Below are 17,364 nucleotides of genomic sequence, written 5' to 3' on the forward strand. Positions count from 1 at the left end.
GCCCTCCCTGCCCGACCTTCGATGTTCACTCTAGCTCTACGGTTTTGCAGCAAGCCGAATTGCTCTCGTGCGCATAGCAAACTTTCTGCCTGCACAGAGCAAAGATCTTAAGCTTTGATTATCCAATCGCTCCAATACTGACGAGGTTACACACGCAAACTCGCAACTGGAGACGAGGAATGTCACAAAGCAAGTACAAGCGCCCGCCGGGTTTTGAAGGTACTCAAAGCGACCCGGAAGAAAGTTACCGTGCGGGCTATCAACATAGCGTCAGGGTAATGATGCGCTATCTTGAAGCAAACAAAACGCCAGACATGGAACGTCTAAAGGCTTGGATTGATACCGATCTAACTCAATGGCGCCACGACATCGAAGCCGACCCGGTCGCCCCCTCCCCATAACGGCTTCGCCGGCGGACCACGAACCTTGCCCTCAAGCCTTGCTTGATCCTTTTTGCGTGAATGGATCAAAAAACCAGCTGCGCCAGCCTGCCAGGTCAGAGAATCCTTTGCAAAGATGAGCTACTGAACTGGCGCTGCGCAGCCTAGGTTGTGGCAACCCACATCTCATCAGATACCTTGCAGAGCATTTTCGAGCGTGAAAGCCCCCCCCATCGCCTCACAAGTGGGAGTCTCTCCAGAGGGCTACCCGCCATCTCATAAGCAGCACGACAACAAGAAGTCGTTGCCTAGCCTGACCATATCGACAAACAATTGGAAAACGCGAAAGTGGCGCGGTTGACGGGGCTCGAACCCGCGACCCCCGGCGTGACAGGCCGGTACTCTAACCAGCTGAGCTACAACCGCGCATCTTACCCCTAAGGGCAATATAGTAAAAAGAAAGTGGCGCGGTTGACGGGGCTCGAACCCGCGACCCCCGGCGTGACAGGCCGGTACTCTAACCAACTGAGCTACAACCGCGCATTTTTCTCTTCATCGTGCCTTGCGACACATCCCCTCCGGGGCGGGATTTGAACTGCTCAAATCAAACAGACAGCAATGGCGCGGTTGACGGGGCTCGAACCCGCGACCCCCGGCGTGACAGGCCGGTACTCTAACCAACTGAGCTACAACCGCTCGCTGCCCATTCAGCGTCGCTGCTGAATGTTGGGCTGTAATATTCTCAGGGCTCAGGGATCGTCAAGCGGTGAAATAGCTTTTTCTCACCTTTCCTTCAAAAAAACCTCCATATTCGCTCTAACTCTTTGTTTTTTCCGCTGTTCCTTCTGGCCAACTGCATAGAATTTCGACTGCCCCGCCTCTTGTCCGCCGTTTGACGCCCTTAAGGCGGGCGCAAGCACATCAATTCCCGGCCCAATAAGGCCCATCGACCGAGTTGCCCCTCTTGTTGCCTTTGCCGGGCTTCACACATCCACCTCAGGATTCTCACCCGCTCTGTCAAAAACTTGCGTGAAAGCCTCACTCAATCTACCCTTTGGTTGCAGATCAACGACGGACTAAAGAATGAACGACGACGCCCGGACCAGATTGAAACAAGCCCTGGCCGAAAGCAAATGGAGCGCGGATGCGCTCAGCAAGCACCTTGGCTGGCCAGCAACTTATATTTCCAGAGTCACCACTGGCCGGATCAATGCCCCCAGCGACGAACGCCTGGATGCCATTTGTGCTGTCTTAATGGTCGACCGCGCCTACCTTATTGAAGGTTCGACCGGCACCCATCAGTCAAACAGCACAAAACCGCTCCCAAAAGAAGTCACACAAGATCAAATTAACCAAATCGCTGATTTTGTACGTCAGCACGGGCTAACGGACCAAAGAAAACAAGAAAAGTAGCTTCCGCCCCCCCCTGAAAAGACAAGACAATCGCCAGCAAATAAAGGGGGGCTGGCCCTGTTTTGGCACCTTTATGCGCATCTATCAAAATTGCCATTGATTTATACATGGCCACTTACTACTTTGGCGCGAACCTTTAAGAGGAGCCTGGGATGAATCCCCATGTCAAAATGGCTTTTGATACTCTAAGCCACTTTTCTGAATTTGGATGCGCCATCGGCATCGCTTTTGACAATGGGCATCCGAAGTATTCTCACTTCACCTATCCCGCTGCGTTTCTGGAAGCCTACTATGATGCAGATCTCGCACTCCGCGATTCGACACTGCAATTCGGGTTAACCCAAAACGGTGTTACCAGCTGGATCGAACTTGAAGAGCAAGGCTGGGATAACACCACATTCCTTTTGGCCAAGCAGTTTGGGATTGAAGACGGCACCTGCTTTGCCATTGAAGTTGAAGGCCGCAAATCGATAGCCAGCATTTCCCACAAGACGGGGCAACAGCCGCCACAATCAGTGCTGGATCGCTGTATGGATGCCCTCAAGCTCGCGACTTTGAGCGTGGCACAGGAACGACGCACTCCCTCCTACTCACAATGCACGATGGAGTATCTTGAAGCTGTTGCTGCGGGTGGATCTCTCAATGAGGTCGCCGAGACTTTGGGATTAAGTTACCATGGCGCCAGGGCAAGGCGGATCAATGCACATAAAGAAATTGGTGCTAAGAATGATGCCCATGCCATTGTGATTTCAATCCGGGAGGGTGTGTTCAGCCCCTATCGAACAGTATAGATAGCCTACCACACCCCTAAAGGTATTCTGCTCCTACTACTCAATTTAGGAGCGAACCATGATTTCGATAGTCGGCCCCAATCCACACCAGGTTAGTTACCAGAATTTGTTGGATTTTTCCCGCCTGCGCAAGCAGGAGTTTGTTGATCGGCTTGGCTGGGATCTCACCCATACAGAATCAGCCGAATGGGACGAGTACGACAACCCTAATGCCCTCTATGCCATCGCTTATGAAAACGGCAAATGTGTTGGTGGTGCTCGTTTGCTACGCACGGACAAGAATACGCCTCGCAAAGGTTCCAGTGATCTGACCTTCATGCTGGCGGATTTTCTGGCTGGTCGCCTTTCGACCAGCATGTCCGATGAGGATATGAAAGCGACAATTTCGCCAAGTCCGGAAATCTGGGAAATGACCCGATTTGTTGGCAGCCCCAAAGTAACCAAAGCCCTGCTTGGGCATGTAAATGGCTACCTGGCACTTCTTGGGGCTCATTCGGTCCTGACACTATCCCCACGATTGATGCCGATCGCGCTAAAACGACTGGGCTATTCTGTGAACGTGTTGAGCAAACCCATCGAATTTGATGGCAAGGAATATGTGGCCCTGCAAACGCTGATCCAGCAGCGCTCCGTCCGGAACACACGTATTACAGCCAAAGTGCCGACCAAACGTCTCCCAGCGGAGCATCTTCAGGCTCCTGCTGAAATCGCGGCTGTCTTATAGCTGAAAAGCTCTCTTTCCTGGCCGTCATCTTTGCAGGTCGGCCAGGCGTATTCCCCACCCAGTAGGATATCGATCGCATTGGCAATGCCTCTACCGAGTGATGCTTCAAAGGCGACCCAGACCGCCAAAATCCACATGCCTAAAGCTCTCATGAACCGCGTCAACGAACCCGGAATGGCCAAGGTCGAACGCGTGGCCTGAACGCAATGGGAAAGGGAAAACTCGCTCAGTTTCTGGGTTCTGCAACAAGGTCCTGCATAGCCATCTTGAGCTACAAATTTGCCGTTCAGCACAACCATAACCGTCCCTCACTTTGGCTTGTTCGCTTGCCCGCCAAGAGCGACTGCATCGACTTTTAGCCGCACTCGTGAATCAAGCCGCCAGAGGAAGTGACTGCGATAATTTTGGCTTACGCAAGACCTTCAGGGAAGCCACAGAGGCGCCCCTCAAACAGTCTAACTAACCCCGCAAATTTGCCCCGAAACGGGAACCTCCGTTTCGCCCAGCGCATCCGGAGGCCCCATGACCTTAGCTCACATTCCAGCAGGAGCAAAGTTTGTCACCAGCGTTCAGGCTATTCGGTCACCGCCCAGCCCTTTGGGCGGGGAATTTTTTTACAAGATGGTTCGCGAAGGCCGGATAGCTCAGCAACACCCCTATCCTGGCTCACGCCCTGCGTATTCCGTCGCTCAAATCGATGGCTTGTACGTGAATCCCAGTGACGATCAGAGTGGAGCCCAAAAAGGGGATCAAATCTCCCCCCAAAAAAATTTGGGGTTTTCGATATTTAATTGGTACGGGCGGGGGGACTTGAACCCCCACGGGCTTGCGCCCCACGGATTTTCTTACCAGCTACGGCTTTCACCGCCACCCCTAGGGGCTTTGTGGTCTGGACTATCCCTTCACCCTAGCTTTCGCCTTAGGCGCTGCCCGTCTAGTCTCTACACCTTCCCCCTTTCGGGGGCTTGGCTCGGGATTGCCATTTGACAGGTTTCCCCGAATTTGAGCAGTTCTACACCAGAGTTTCCAACCGGCGCACTCAATAATCTAAGTCCGATGCGTCTACCATTCCGCCACGCCCGCATCCTTGCTCCATATAGCCGAGGCGAAATCTGTCGCCAAGCGAAAATTCCAAAATTACAGAGAGATAAGAGAAAACAAGCCGGACCGGGTTTTCTGCTCCTCTCAAGGGATGACTTGCCTTAGATGTCTTCGCCTTGCTCTGACGGGAGTTGATCCGAAGGCGCTGCCAGCGGGCCACCTGGAACAGCCAGCCTACGCTCTGGAAGCCAAGGGTTGAGCAAGAGAGCCTCTCTCAGAGCGATCCTGGCCTCGGGGATCCGCTGGAGTCCATAGAGTGACAAGGCCCTCCCGCTATGGGCAGCCACATGACGCGGGGACAATTCTATTGCCTGCTCCAGGTCAGCTAGGGCCTGCGCGAAATCGCGTTGCAGAAAATGGACAAAAGCACGCTGGTTGTAGCCTTCGGCGTAGTTCGGACAATAAGAGATCAGCTGATCGAAATCCTCTAGCGCGCCAAGGTAATCATAGGACGCTCTTCGGTTCATTCCCCGATCCAGGATTTCCTGAGCTTGTGCATTCGGGGCATCGGCCCAAAACGCCCACATCTGATTGGAGATCTCGAAAGCCTCCCCCTCATTCTCAGCACGCTGGACCTGTGTGATCAATGCTTCAAGCGAACCGCTATGATCTGGCGCGCCGGGGCAAGTCTCTGCTTCCGCAAAAGAAGGGGAAAGCCCCAGAAGACTGGCAAAAACAACTGCACTCACAGCCCTTAGCTTTGCCAGACGATTGCGGGGAAACATACCCTGGGGGAAAACAAAACGCGTCACCATAAACACTATGCTGCGGCAAAAAGGTTTAATTTCAAGTCAAGTTTTAGTGTAAAATGCAGCTCAGCACCATTCAGCACCCAGTAGCGCGCCTTAGAAACCTCCTAATGGGCCGTCCTCTTTCACCGCCTGCATCGCCACATAGGTCGAGGTAGAGGCAACATGCGGCAGCGAGGAAATCTTCTCACCCAGCACCTGGCGATAGGCCGTCATCGATTGCGTTCGCACCTTGAGCAGATAGTCAAAATGCGACGCCATCATATGGGCTTGCTCGATTTCAGGCACCTTGGTGATCGCGGCGTTGAACTTGGTCAGAGCTGCCTCTCGCGTGTCGTCAAGCTTCACCTCAACAAAAGCGACATGGTCCAGACCCAGTCTGATTGGGTCCACCAAAGCCCGATACCCGGTGATCACCCCTTCGCTTTCTAGCCGACGCAGCCGCGCCTGGGTTGGAGATTTTGACAGGCCAATCCGGCGGGCCAGATCCGCTATGGAAATCCGCCCCTCTGCAGCCAACACATTGAGAATCTCCGTGTCATAGCGATCCAGCTGCACGGCACTCATTTGGACTGTCATTTTCGAAACCTCGACGCAAATGAACCAAAGATTCAGAAACAAAAGTCGATTGTCCTGAATACTTCGATGTAAACTGCATCAAACGCCTATCGCAACCCATTTGGAGACCCAGGTATGAGCCAGTTGAACAAATTGCGTCACCAGATTGATGCCGGAACCTATGTGGATCAGCAGGAAAAATTTCACGAACTGTACGCTATGGCTGCACTGAGTGAGGCTGACCGGAAAAAGATCTCCGCCAATGCGGCAGCCCTGGTGCGCGATATTCGCGGCCATTCAAGCCCCGGTTTGATGGAGGTTTTCCTTGCGGAATATGGGCTATCCACTGATGAGGGCGTTGCCCTGATGTGCCTGGCCGAAGCCCTCTTGCGGGTGCCGGATGCCGATACCATCGATGCCTTGATCGAAGATAAAATCGCCCCTTCGGATTGGGGCAAGCACCTGGGCAAATCCTCGTCCTCTCTAGTCAATGCCTCAACCTGGGCCCTAATGCTGACCGGCCGGGTTCTGGACGAGGACCGCAGCCCTGTTGGTGCCCTGCGCGGAGCCATCAAGCGGCTGGGTGAGCCAGTGATCCGTACGGCTGTTGGCCGAGCGATGAAGGAAATGGGGCGTCAGTTTGTGCTGGGCGAAACCATTGAAAGCGCCATGAAACGGGCGGCAGGTATGGAAGAAAAGGGCTATACCTATTCCTATGACATGCTGGGCGAAGCCGCGCGCACCGAAGCGGATGCAGCGCGCTACCACCTGGCCTATTCCAAAGCGATCTCGGCGATTGCAGCAGCATGCTCGAGCGACGACATCCGCAAGAACCCCGGTATTTCCATCAAGCTCTCGGCTCTGCACCCTCGCTATGAGTTGGCCCAGGAAAAGCGGGTCATGGAAGAGCTGGTCCCCCGGATCAAGGCGCTCGCCCTCTTGGCCAAGGCCGCCAAGATGGGCCTTAACATCGATGCTGAAGAAGCGGATCGCCTGTCTCTGTCGCTGGAAGTGATTGAAGAGGTCGTGGCGGATCCCGCGCTTGCAGGGTGGGACGGTTTTGGCGTGGTGGTGCAGGCCTATGGCCCCCGCACAGCCGCAGCAATTGATGCGCTATATGCAATGGCAGAAAAATATGACCGCCGCTTTATGGTTCGCCTGGTCAAGGGCGCGTATTGGGACACCGAAGTCAAACTTGCCCAGGTCGAAGGTGTCGATGGTTTCCCAGTCTATACCAACAAGGCCCTGACCGATGTCTCCTATATTGCCAATGCGCGCAAACTTCTGGGCTTGACGGACCGGATTTATCCTCAGTTTGCCACCCATAATGCCCATACGGTCAGCGCCATACTGCATATGGCCGAAGACAAGGAGGCCTATGAGTTCCAACGCCTCCACGGTATGGGGGAAACCCTGCACAATATGGTGTTGGAGCAGAACCAGACCCGTTGCCGGATTTACGCCCCTGTCGGTGCGCATCGTGACCTTCTGGCCTATCTGGTGCGCCGTCTTCTGGAGAATGGTGCCAACTCTTCCTTTGTGAACCAGATCGTGGACGAAAACGTCTCACCCAGCATTGTAGCGGCGGATCCCTTTGTCGCGGCCTCTGATTGTGCGAACCAGATCCCGACAGGCCCTGATCTGTATGCTCCGGAACGTCCAAATTCCATCGGCTTCGATCTGGGTCACGCCCCGACACTGGAACGTATTGAGGCGGCCCGCGCCTCTTGGCGGCGCATGCGCTGGGAGGTGACTCCTCTGCTGGCTGGCGAGGCGGAGCCGGAAGCGGCGGAAGATGTGACCAATCCCGCCGATCTCTCGGTCACTGGCAAGGTCTCACCCTCCTCCGCTGCTGATGTGGAACTCGCGCTTGCCTCTGCCGCCCCCTGGGATGCCCCTGCCGCTGAGCGCGCAGAGATTTTGAACCGGGCTGCCGACCTCTATGAGCAGAATTTCGGAGAGCTTTTTGCAATCCTGGCACGCGAAGCAGGCAAGAGCATCCCGGATGCGGTGGCCGAACTTCGCGAGGCGGTGGATTTCCTGCGGTACTACGCGGCCCGCATTCCGGATGCACCGGCCGCAGGCACCTTTACCTGCATTTCGCCATGGAACTTCCCTTTGGCAATCTTCTCTGGCCAGGTCGCCGCAGCGCTGGCCTGCGGCAATGCAGTCCTTGCCAAACCCGCAGAGCAGACGCCGATCATCGCATTCCGTGCAATCTCCCTTCTGCACGAAGCCGGAGTACCCCGTGCGGCCCTGCAGCTGCTGCCCGGTCGCGGATCCAAGATCGGGGGCGCTCTGACAGGTGATCCGCGCGTGAACGGTGTTGCCTTTACTGGCTCTACCGCCACGGCCCTGCGCATTCGTAGCACCATGGCCGAGAACCTTCAGCCCGGCGCGCCCCTGATCGCTGAGACAGGTGGTTTGAACGCCATGATCGTCGACAGCACAGCCCTGCCCGAACAGGCCGTCCAATCCGTGATCGAAAGCGCCTTCCAGTCCGCAGGACAGCGTTGCTCCGCTCTGCGGTGCCTCTACCTGCAAGAGGATATCGCCGATGACGTGCTGACCATGCTGGAAGGCGCGATGGACCTGCTGAACCTCGGCGATCCATGGCATTTGTCCACGGACAGCGGCCCGGTCATCGACGCCAATGCTCGCGCAGGCATTCTCGCCCATATCGACCAGGCACGCAGTGACGGTCGCGTCCTCAAAGAGTTGCGACCACCACAGGGCGGCACCTTTGTCGCTCCGACCCTGATCGAAGTCTCCGGGATTGGAGATCTGAAAGAAGAAATCTTTGGGCCTGTACTGCATGTGGCGCGTTTCAAATCCCAGGATCTCGACCGGGTGATCAGCGGCATCAACGCAACGGGCTATGGGCTGACCTTTGGTCTGCACACCCGGATTGATGACCGGGTGCAATATGTCTGCGACAAGGTCCATGCCGGCAATATCTATGTCAATCGCAACCAGATCGGAGCAATCGTCGGGAGCCAGCCCTTTGGTGGTGAAGGCCTTTCCGGCACCGGCCCCAAGGCGGGTGGCCCCAATTATCTGGCCCGCTATTGCGCGCCGGATCGTCAGAAAAGCAAAGAGAGCTGGGGCAACACGATTGCTGATCTCCCCGGTGAAAGCGGCATCCCCGGTCGTCCGGTCACAACCTCCCTGCCCGGCCCAACAGGCGAATCCAATCGCCTGACCACCTCTGCCCGCCCGCCACTTCTGTGCATGGGACCCGGTCCTGAGGTTGCAGCGGCACAGGCCAAAGAAGTGATTGGCCTGGGTGGCACCGCAATCGAAGCCCATGGCATGTTCGACCTGCACCGGTTGGAATTCATCCAAGGTATCGCCGGGGTCCTATGGTGGGGGGATGAACTGACCGGGCGTGAGATTGAGCGCACGCTGGCCAAGCGTGACGGTGCGATCCTGCCCCTGATCCCAGGCCACCCGGATCGTGCGCGCGTTCTGGCAGAACGGCATGTCTGCGTCGACACAACGGCTGCTGGCGGCAATGCCTCGCTGCTGGGTGGAGCTGGCTAGGGTATCCAACCCAAAAGCTCCCTTGCCCCTTGACGCTGGGCTGAAACAAGCCCAGCGTCAAACCATGTTTCCAGTGCGTGATCACAATCCTTCCGGGCGGGTGCCCTATGTTCTCTACGGGCTCATCGCAAGCAATATCCTCGCCTATCTGTACTATAGCTACGCCTATAGCAGCCCTTTTGAGCTGGCCCATTTCTACCAGGCCTATGCCATCATTCCGGCCCATGTCACCACAAGTGGCGATGGCCAATCCCTGCTCAGCTCCATTTTTGTCCATGCAGGTTTGATGCATCTGGCGGGCAATATGCTTTTCCTCTGGATCTTTGGCGACAACATGGAAGAGGAGATGGGGCATATCCCCTTCCTGCTGTTCTATCTCGCCAGCGGCATCGGCGCCGGTTTGATCCACGTCTGGAGTGCGCCGAATTCGCTTGTACCAACCGTAGGCGCCTCTGGCGCGATTGCCGGGGTGATGGGAGGCTATTTGTTGCTTTTCCCAAAAGCCAAGGTCGATATCTTGCTGTTCCTGATCGTCTATTTCCGAATAATCACAATTCCTGCATTCATCATGCTGGGCCTCTGGTTTGTCATCCAGTTCATTGGAGGCATCGGGTCCAGCCCTGAGCAAGGTGGGGTGGCCTATTGGGCACATGCGGGAGGGTTTGTTGTCGGGCTCATACTGACCATTCCTTTGTGGTTGCTCAGGGGTGGTCCGGCGTTCTGGAATGAAACGGATGGATCCCCTCCCTATCCGGGGAATGAATATACCTACAGCGCCAGCCACATCCCAAAACTACCGCGTAAACGACGTTCGCCTGGGCCCTGGGGTAAATAGGTAAAAGGAAGCTAGCAGATCTGACTCATTCAATCGGGGCAGCGGCAACTGCTATGCCCCTGATTATGACCAGTCCCGATCTGGCAAAGAGCGACTATGAAGAAGGAAACTAAGATGTCTGTTCTTGTTTTTGCGCTTACCACCCCCAACCCAAATGACATCGAAGCGCTGAACATATATATCGGCACCACCAAACCTCTGCTCGAAGAGGTTGGCGCTGAAATTATCCAAGGATTTGAGATTTCTCAAACAATTGTGGGTGAAGCACTGCCAGACGTGGTCACCATCGTTCGCTACCCAGACCGGGCCGCAGTTGATCGGGTCTTTGAAAGCACCGAATATCATGCGTTGCGCTCCATTCGTGAGCGCGCATTTCTAAAATACCAAATTGGGTTGGTCCTGGAACAACCAAGCCAGACCGAATTGAATTCACAACCACCCGCTTAGGTGACTACCAGAAAAGCAAAACGCGGTACTGAGACCGCGTTTTGAATTCTCCAATTGTCTAGATGACTAACCTCGGATTACCTTGGCAAAAGTCTCATAAATTGGCTCATTGGCGCAGATCACTTCTCCGCTTTCCAGAATGCTTTCCTCTGGGTCGATTGCCTCAGCAAGACCACCGGCCTCTTTGACGATGATGATACCAGCGGCCAGATCCCATGAATTCAGGCGGCGCTCCCAGAAGCCTTCGTAGCGGCCAGCTGCGACATAGGCCATGTCCAGTGCAGCAGATCCAAAGCGACGCACACCAGCAGTTGCGGGCAAAAGGCGTGCTAGATCCTGCAGGGTTTCTGGCAGGTCGGAACGCCCGCCAAATGGCAAACCTGTCGCAAAAATAGACTCGATCATGCGGTGACGCGCAGAGACACGAATGCGGGTTTCATTCATCCAGGCGCCAGCGCCCTTCTCTGCAAAGAACATCTCATCCTTGGCGGGGTCATAGATGACACCGGAGACAATGTTTCCCTTGTGCTCCAGAGCGATGGAGATCGCCCAATGGGGCAAACCGTGCAGAAAGTTGGTGGTACCGTCCAACGGGTCAACGATCCAGCGGCGGGTTGGGTCCTCGCCTGGGGTCTCACCGCCCTCTTCAGCCAACCAGCCATAAGACGGGCGCGCGCCCATGAGTTCATCTTTTAGGATCTTCTCAGCGGCAATATCAGCTTTGGAAACAAAATCCCCAGCGCCCTTGCGAGACACCTGCAGGTTTTCGACTTCGCCAAAATCTTTTACCAGGGAACGGCCGGCCTTGCGGGCGGCTTTGATCATCACATTGAGGTTTGCGCTGCCAATCATATCTGCAGAATCCTGTCACGTCGGGGAGATGTCGGTCAAAGGGTGCCTATACGCGTCGAACCCTCTTTTGCCAAGGGTCAATCCCGCGCAAAACCCTATCTCAACACTTTGCGAAGCAGCATCTCTGCCGCAAGGTCACTAAAGCAGCGCTGTTGCCAAAATAAAAACTGAACCGCAGGGTTTAGTTGAGCTTGATGACCTATCGTCCTCGGCCAACCAAAGGGAGATCCGTATGAGTGAAATGATGCAAGAAATTGTCCTGGCAAGCCGCCCCTCTGGTGCTCCACACCCGGAGAACTTCCGACTGGAAAGCCATGCCCTGCCAGAGCCCGCAGAGGGCGAAGTCCTTGTCAGGGTACACTATATGTCGCTTGACCCCTATATGCGCGGACGCATGGATGATGCAAAATCCTATGCGGCGCCCGTCCCGATTGGTGGCCGTATGGAAGCCGGCGGCGTCGGCGAGGTAATCGCGTCCAACAGCCCCCATTTTGCACCTGGAGATTTTGCTTTTGGCATGTTCGGCTGGGCAAGCCACGGCTGCCTGCCAGCAAAAGAGCTGCGTAAACTCGATCCAAACCAGGGTCCGATCACAGCTGCGCTTGGCGTTCTGGGCATGCCAGGGTTTACCGGATGGCATGGCTTGTCGGCCTATGGCCGTCCAAAAGCAGGTGAAACCCTGGTTGTTGCCGCAGCAACCGGTCCCGTCGGTTCCATGGTTGGACAACTGGCTAAGCAAGCGGGGCTGCGTGTTGTCGGCATTGCCGGAGGGGCAGAGAAGTGCAAACTGGCGGTTGAGACATTTGGCTTTGACGCCTGCCTTGATCACTACGCCTATGATGATGCCAAATCGCTGCGCAAGGAACTCGCAAACGCCTGTCCGCAGGGGATCGACATTTATTTTGAGAATGTCGCCGGTAAAGTGCTGGAAGCAGTTCTACCCCTAATGAACAGTCATGGACGCATTCCGATTTGCGGCATGATTTCCTGGTACAACGCCGGAGCTCTTGGCGCTGGAGCCAGCGACAACGTGCTGACCGGCCCCAATATCTGGCGCAATATCCTGGTAAAATTCCTCTCGGTGAATGGATTTATCATTTCCAATCACTTTGATCGCTATCCGGAATTCCTGAAAGAGGTTGGGCCACTGGTCGCCAAAGGCGAAGTCCGCTTTTTGGAAGATACTGCGGAAGGTCTGGAGAACGCCCCAAAGGCCTTTATGTCGATGCTCAAAGGGGGCAACAAGGGCAAGCAGATCGTCAAACTGATCTAGCGATCTCCAGGGTTTCCCCCCGGGACAACGCCAACCCGTAGAAATGCGAGCTTGGCCCTGGATTTCTCTATTGCTGTCGCCCCTCTTTGACCACTTCAAGCGGGGCGGCAGCCAAGAAACATTGTACAACTAAGGTCGCGAGGCCCTGGCGTCTTACTTCTAGATTGGCACCAAGAAATTCCTATAGGGCGCCAAGTTCTGTTGCGATCCGCTCTGCCAGTTTCTGGGCAACCTCGACCTTGTCCATTCGTGGCCAGGACTCTGCGCCGCCCTCGGTAATCAAGGTCACAGCATTCTCACTGCCGCCCATGATCCCGGTTGCCGGTGAGACATCATTGGCGACGATCCAATCGCAGCCTTTGCGCAGGCGCTTTGCTGTTGCATTCTCCAGCACATCATTGGTTTCGGCAGCAAATCCAACCATCAAAGGAGGGCGCCCTTCCTCCAGATGCGAAATGGTCTTGAGAATGTCCGGGTTTTCTTTGAATACCAGTTCAGGCAGACCGTCCTTTGATTTCTTGAGTTTCTGATCCGAAGCACTGGCAACGCGCCAATCCGCGACAGCCGCTGCAAAAACACCTGCATCCACAGGTAGGGCGCTTTTGACCGCAGCCTCCATCTCCAGCGCGCTTTGCACCGCAACGACAGTGACACCCTGCGGCGGAGGCACCTCTGCGGGGCCTGTTACAAAAATAACTTCGGCGCCCAAATCACGCAGCGCGGCCGCAATCGAACTGCCCTGCGCGCCGGACGACCGGTTGGCGATATAGCGAACTGGATCGATGGGTTCATGGGTCGGGCCGGAGGTCACCAAGACACGCCTCCCCTGCAACGGCCCCTGCTTAAAATGATTGGCAATGGCAGTTAGGATCTCTTGGGGCTCCGCCATGCGGCCCGGTCCAAATTCACCACAGGCCATATTGCCTTCATTGGGTCCTACCACCTTCACGCCATCCTGCTTCAGGAGAGAGAGATTGCGTTGTGTTGCCTTGTGCTCCCACATCCTGACGTTCATCGCAGGCGCCAAAAGAACTGGGGTATCTGTCGCCAGAAGTAAGGTGGAAGCCAGGTCATTCGCATGGCCCCGCGCCATCTTCGCCATCAGATCCGCAGTAGCAGGAGCTACAACCACGAGATCTGCGCTTCGCGAGAGTTGAATATGCCCCATCTCTGCTTCTGAAGTCAGATCAAATAGGTCCTGATGAACCTTCACTCCAGCGAACGCCGAGACTGACAATGGGGTAACAAATTCGGTTCCGGCCCTGGTCAGAACTGGCACAACACTCGCCCCTGCGTCCTGAAGTCGTCTGATCAGTTCCAGCGATTTATAGGCTGCGATGCCACCGCCAATAATCAGAAGAATACGCTTTCCTGCCAGCATCTTACTCTACCCTTTTCGGACCTACCCCATGAGGCCAAGCAGACAGTACTGCCTGCGCCGCCCAGAGGGAAACAGTTTTCCTATCTCCAAAGCTGTCACAAAGCCTTAGGGATCAGGAATAGTGGTCTAGTTTTGTTTGGAAAACGCAAGACAGGGGTCTGGGCGCGTGATCCCGGGGCTTGAGAGCGTCACATCAAAATCCCCTTGAATGCCGCCCTCTTCCGCCTGACCGAACGCGCGCAGATCGAGCCTTGGCTGGGCCTTTGACAGATATACAAAGAGGCCGTGATCTTTGCGCGCATGGCCATTCCCGGTGATCACCACCACAGGACCTCCGGTTTCAAAATAGGCGCGCTCAGCAACCTGTGCCAATTTGGCATCCCGCAGGCGTTGGATATCCACCAGGATCGGCAACATTTCCACTGGCATCGCATTGCAATGATTTGCCAGCTGATCCGCCTCACGCTGGCTCTGCGCTTCTTGATCGAGAGGTTGGGTGAGCCCAAATCTGTCAGCCTCCGCGCCAAAGTATGAGGCTATACCTGCCTCCATTGCTGCGCCCACTGCGCCACGCGGGACCCAAGCACCAAAATGGCGCGCGTTTTCTGCCGCCTGAAACACCGGGGCGTAGATTTCAAACTCCGGCCAGCCTGACCTATCCCATTGCAAATATGCTTCCAACGCATCCAGATCCTGCAGGGTTTCAAGTTTCAGCTCTGCCGCCAGCTCAGGTGCAACCATTTCCCAAACAATGGCCGCGGGCTTCAGCGTTGCAATCAATTGGGCCTGAACCTGGTGATGTGCAGGATTGTCATGGATCTCACCAAGTGCAATCACATCCGCACCCGCAAGTTGCAACACTATGGCTTCAATTGCGGCGGCTTCATCCGCTTGTGTTTCAGGGGCTTGCACCACGAGTCCCAGGCCAAGACCCAAAACCATTGCGCCAATTCTGACAAAAAAACTACGCTTTCTCATGAAAGCAGGTTTTGGACCTCCCGTGCGTGACTTGCAAGGGCCTTGCGCATCTTTTTTAAAGCTGCCGCTTCCAGCTGCCGCACGCGTTCTTTGGAGAGGTTCAACTCCTGGCCAAGGTCCTCCAGTGTTCGAAACGGTTCCTGCAGCTTGCGGGCCACGATGATAAATCTCTCTCGCTCGGTTAAGCTTTGCATCGCTTCGACCAGCCACTGGCGCAATTGCCGCCGATCATGTGTTCCTTCGACCTGCTCTGCCCCTTCAGCATGTTCGTCTTCCAGGGCGTCAATCCATTCACGGCCGTCGTTATCGCTTGCCTGATTGGCATTCAGCGAAAAATCACTCCCAGACAGCCGACCATCCATCATTTCGACATCGCGCAGCGGCACCCCGATTTCAGAAGCAATTTTCTGATGCAGCTGGTGCCGGTCCAATCGGTGCCCATCTGCATAGGCGCGCCGCTCAAGCTGCGCCTGAACCCTACGCAGATTGAAGAACAGGGTTTTCTGCGAGGAGGTCGAGCCTGTCCGCACCATGGACCAGTTCCGCATCACATAGTCCTGTATCGAGGCTTTGATCCACCAGACCGCATAGGTCGAAAACCGCACCCCACGGTCTGGGTCGAATTTGTCAGCAGCTTTCATCAGACCCAATCCAGCTTCCTGGATCAGGTCATTCATGGGCGCACCATAGCGGTTAAATTTCGCAGCCATCGAAATTGCCAGGCGCATATAGGCATTGGTCAGCCGATGAAGCGCCTTTACATCGCGCTGGTCCCGCCAAGCATAGGCGAGTGCGCGTTCCGTTTCGGCATCCAAAAGTTCCGCCTTCATTGCCTTGCGTGGCAAAGGATTCGTCGCAATATGGTCAAGTGCCATGTAATCCCCCTGGAAAAGCTCTGGTCTTGAAACCTGCTGTTCCAGCGGAGAATTCGGCAGATAGGCTTTCCTGCTGGAAACACAGAACGTCCGAAGCTACGCAACGGCACAGTCTCATCAGTCATGGTAAATCCGGGAAGTTCTCCCGCAATCGCACCCGCTTCAAAGGCGAAATTGGCTGAGAGCTAAGCCGGTTCACCAAATGGCGCGACAAAGCTCAATGCGCACTGAGGCCAAAAACGTCTTCTCCCCTTGTTTTGGACAGGTCCAACGGGTAGGCAAAAGGATGAAACCGTTCAAAATCAAGGATAAAGCACTTGCCTGCACCTGTCACATTCATTCTTGGAGGAGCTGCTTCGGGCAAGTCTGAATTCGCCGAGAATCTTTGCTTTAAGTCAGGTAAATCAAAGTGTTACTGGGCCACTTCACAAATACTTGATGATGAAATGCAAATTAAAGTGGATCGTCATCTCAAACAGCGTGGCAGTGGCTGGAAAACCCTCGAAGAACCGCTACTGGCCAAAGCGGCTTTGGCCCATTTGCAACCCGATGAAATCTGCCTCGTGGACTGCGCCACGATGTGGCTCAGCAATCATTTGATGGCTGAAAACGATCTATCTGAAGCACAGGCAGAGCTGCTGACAGCAATCGCGGAATGTGAGGCCGAACTGATCATCGTTTCCAACGAAACCGGCCTTGGTATTGTGCCAGATAATGCGCTGGCAAGGCGCTTTCGAGAGTCGCAAGGTCGCTTGAACATCGCGCTCGCAGCCCAGGCGGATCGGGTCATTCAAGTGACCGCCGGGCTACCTTTGGTCTTGAAGGGGGCGCTGGATTGACGCGCCTCTTTCTTGTCCGCCATGGGCCAACGCATGCCAAGACAATGGTCGGATGGTCGGATTTACCGGCTGACCTTTCAGACACGGCGGCCCTTTCTCGCCTTGAGCAGCACCTCCCGCAGGAGGCATTGGTCGTCTCATCAGACCTCTCTCGTGCTGTCGACACCGCAAGTGCAATTCAAGGCGAACGACTCCGCTTGCCGCATGTTCCCGCACTTAGGGAAATCAATTTCGGTGCTTGGGAATTGCGCAGTTGGAAAGAGATTGATGCCGAAGACCCGGAACGCATTCGTGCCTATTGGGAGAACCCTGGCGATGTAACCCCTCCTGGAGGTGAAAGCTGGAACCAGGTTTGTGCGCGCGTCAACAATGCGATAGATACACTCATCAGCAGTCACGAAGGTGCGAACCTGATTGTCGTCGGCCATTTCGGCCAGATCCTCACCCAAATCCAACGGGCAGAGGCGCTGGCCCCAGAAGAAGCCTTTGGGCATCGTATTGACAATCTATCCGTCAGCGAAATCTCATTCACGAGTGGCGACTGGAGCACACAGATCATAAATCAAATTTTGTGATGGAATAGCTAACAAATATTCCATTTTTAAATACATCATTCAGGGGTAGC

The 17,364-nt window shown here is 55.2% G+C and carries 16 protein-coding genes and 4 tRNA genes; 10 read left to right on the forward strand and 10 right to left on the reverse strand.

What is annotated here, in order from left to right; translation table 11 throughout:
- Positions 1-179 precede the first annotated feature (179 nt).
- A complete protein-coding gene (locus tag RSK20926_RS10950) occupies positions 180-401 on the forward strand; it encodes a hypothetical protein (RefSeq protein ID WP_008206691.1) in 222 nt (73 codons plus the stop codon).
- A 328-nt stretch (positions 402-729) separates the two neighbouring features.
- Here the strand turns inward: RSK20926_RS10950 and RSK20926_RS10955 are convergent.
- The 3 genes from RSK20926_RS10955 to RSK20926_RS10965 all read right to left on the reverse strand — a co-directional run bounded on the left by RSK20926_RS10955 (position 730) and on the right by RSK20926_RS10965 (position 1,076).
- Positions 730-806: transfer RNA gene (locus RSK20926_RS10955), tRNA-Asp, on the reverse strand.
- A 37-nt stretch (positions 807-843) separates the two neighbouring features.
- A tRNA-Asp gene (locus RSK20926_RS10960) sits at positions 844-920 on the reverse strand.
- Positions 921-999: 79 nt separating this feature from the next.
- Positions 1,000-1,076, reverse strand: a tRNA-Asp gene (locus RSK20926_RS10965).
- Between the two features lie 387 nt (positions 1,077-1,463).
- Here RSK20926_RS10965 and RSK20926_RS10970 point away from each other — a divergent pair.
- From RSK20926_RS10970 to RSK20926_RS10980, 3 genes are all read left to right on the forward strand, one after another.
- Positions 1,464-1,793 carry a helix-turn-helix domain-containing protein gene (locus tag RSK20926_RS10970; RefSeq protein ID WP_008206696.1) on the forward strand — a complete coding sequence of 110 codons (330 nt, stop codon included), beginning with the start codon at positions 1,464-1,466 and terminating at the stop codon, positions 1,791-1,793.
- Between the two features lie 152 nt (positions 1,794-1,945).
- The gene (locus RSK20926_RS10975) at positions 1,946-2,584 is read left to right on the forward strand and encodes an autoinducer binding domain-containing protein (RefSeq protein ID WP_008206697.1); all 639 of its coding nucleotides are present in this window, start codon (positions 1,946-1,948) and stop codon (positions 2,582-2,584) included.
- Between the two features lie 58 nt (positions 2,585-2,642).
- Positions 2,643-3,308, forward strand: coding sequence for an acyl-homoserine-lactone synthase (locus tag RSK20926_RS10980; protein WP_008206699.1), 666 nt, complete (start codon positions 2,643-2,645; stop codon positions 3,306-3,308).
- A gap of 792 nt (positions 3,309-4,100) precedes the next feature.
- Here the strand turns inward: RSK20926_RS10980 and RSK20926_RS22835 are convergent.
- The 3 genes from RSK20926_RS22835 to RSK20926_RS10990 form a co-directional block, all read right to left on the reverse strand.
- Positions 4,101-4,183: transfer RNA gene (locus tag RSK20926_RS22835), tRNA-OTHER, on the reverse strand.
- Positions 4,184-4,510: 327 nt separating this feature from the next.
- Entirely contained in the window at positions 4,511-5,164 is a 654-nt protein-coding gene (locus RSK20926_RS10985) for a tetratricopeptide repeat protein (RefSeq protein ID WP_008206702.1), read from the reverse strand.
- 90 nt (positions 5,165-5,254) lie between these two features.
- Positions 5,255-5,725 (reverse strand): Lrp/AsnC family transcriptional regulator, encoded by a 471-nt coding sequence (locus RSK20926_RS10990; protein WP_008206704.1) that lies wholly within the window; start codon positions 5,723-5,725, stop codon positions 5,255-5,257.
- A gap of 126 nt (positions 5,726-5,851) precedes the next feature.
- Here RSK20926_RS10990 and putA point away from each other — a divergent pair, with 126 nt between their 5' ends.
- From putA to RSK20926_RS11005, 3 genes are all read left to right on the forward strand, one after another.
- The gene (gene putA, locus RSK20926_RS10995; RefSeq protein ID WP_008206705.1) at positions 5,852-9,259 is read left to right on the forward strand and encodes a bifunctional proline dehydrogenase/L-glutamate gamma-semialdehyde dehydrogenase PutA; all 3,408 of its coding nucleotides are present in this window, start codon (positions 5,852-5,854) and stop codon (positions 9,257-9,259) included.
- 64 nt (positions 9,260-9,323) lie between these two features.
- Positions 9,324-10,094 carry a rhomboid family intramembrane serine protease gene (locus RSK20926_RS11000; protein ID WP_037254749.1) on the forward strand — a complete coding sequence of 257 codons (771 nt, stop codon included), beginning with the start codon at positions 9,324-9,326 and terminating at the stop codon, positions 10,092-10,094.
- 114 nt (positions 10,095-10,208) lie between these two features.
- A complete protein-coding gene (locus RSK20926_RS11005) occupies positions 10,209-10,541 on the forward strand; it encodes a DUF1330 domain-containing protein (protein ID WP_037254751.1) in 333 nt (110 codons plus the stop codon).
- A gap of 66 nt (positions 10,542-10,607) precedes the next feature.
- Here RSK20926_RS11005 and RSK20926_RS11010 read toward each other — a convergent pair whose 3' ends face one another.
- Positions 10,608-11,393: an inositol monophosphatase family protein gene (locus RSK20926_RS11010; protein ID WP_008206708.1), complete on the reverse strand. Its 786-nt coding sequence runs from the start codon at positions 11,391-11,393 to the stop codon at positions 10,608-10,610.
- Positions 11,394-11,625: 232 nt separating this feature from the next.
- Here RSK20926_RS11010 and RSK20926_RS11015 point away from each other — a divergent pair, with 232 nt between their 5' ends.
- Positions 11,626-12,666: an NADP-dependent oxidoreductase gene (locus RSK20926_RS11015; protein ID WP_008206709.1), complete on the forward strand. Its 1,041-nt coding sequence runs from the start codon at positions 11,626-11,628 to the stop codon at positions 12,664-12,666.
- 181 nt (positions 12,667-12,847) lie between these two features.
- On the opposite strand, the gene coaBC is transcribed toward RSK20926_RS11015, so the two are convergent.
- The 3 genes from coaBC to RSK20926_RS11030 form a co-directional block, all read right to left on the reverse strand.
- Positions 12,848-14,047: a bifunctional phosphopantothenoylcysteine decarboxylase/phosphopantothenate--cysteine ligase CoaBC gene (gene coaBC, locus RSK20926_RS11020; protein WP_008206710.1), complete on the reverse strand. Its 1,200-nt coding sequence runs from the start codon at positions 14,045-14,047 to the stop codon at positions 12,848-12,850.
- Positions 14,048-14,173: 126 nt separating this feature from the next.
- Positions 14,174-15,025: a ChaN family lipoprotein gene (locus tag RSK20926_RS11025; protein WP_008206712.1), complete on the reverse strand. Its 852-nt coding sequence runs from the start codon at positions 15,023-15,025 to the stop codon at positions 14,174-14,176.
- Positions 15,022-15,900, reverse strand: a complete 879-nt coding sequence (locus RSK20926_RS11030; RefSeq protein ID WP_008206714.1) for an RNA polymerase factor sigma-32 — start codon at positions 15,898-15,900, stop codon at positions 15,022-15,024. Before RSK20926_RS11030 ends, RSK20926_RS11025 begins: the two co-directional genes overlap by 4 nt.
- Positions 15,901-16,217: 317 nt before the next feature.
- On the opposite strand from RSK20926_RS11030, the gene cobU reads away from it, so the two are divergent.
- Positions 16,218-16,739, forward strand: coding sequence for a bifunctional adenosylcobinamide kinase/adenosylcobinamide-phosphate guanylyltransferase (cobU, locus tag RSK20926_RS11035; RefSeq protein ID WP_037254755.1), 522 nt, complete (start codon positions 16,218-16,220; stop codon positions 16,737-16,739).
- A complete protein-coding gene (locus tag RSK20926_RS11040; RefSeq protein ID WP_008206719.1) occupies positions 16,736-17,314 on the forward strand; it encodes a histidine phosphatase family protein in 579 nt (192 codons plus the stop codon). The genes cobU and RSK20926_RS11040 overlap by 4 nt, the downstream gene beginning before the upstream one ends.
- The last annotated feature ends 50 nt before the right edge of the window (positions 17,315-17,364 follow it).

The sequence above is a fragment of the Roseobacter sp. SK209-2-6 genome (genome assembly GCF_000169455.1).
Taxonomy (GTDB): Bacteria; Pseudomonadota; Alphaproteobacteria; order Rhodobacterales; family Rhodobacteraceae; genus Pseudophaeobacter.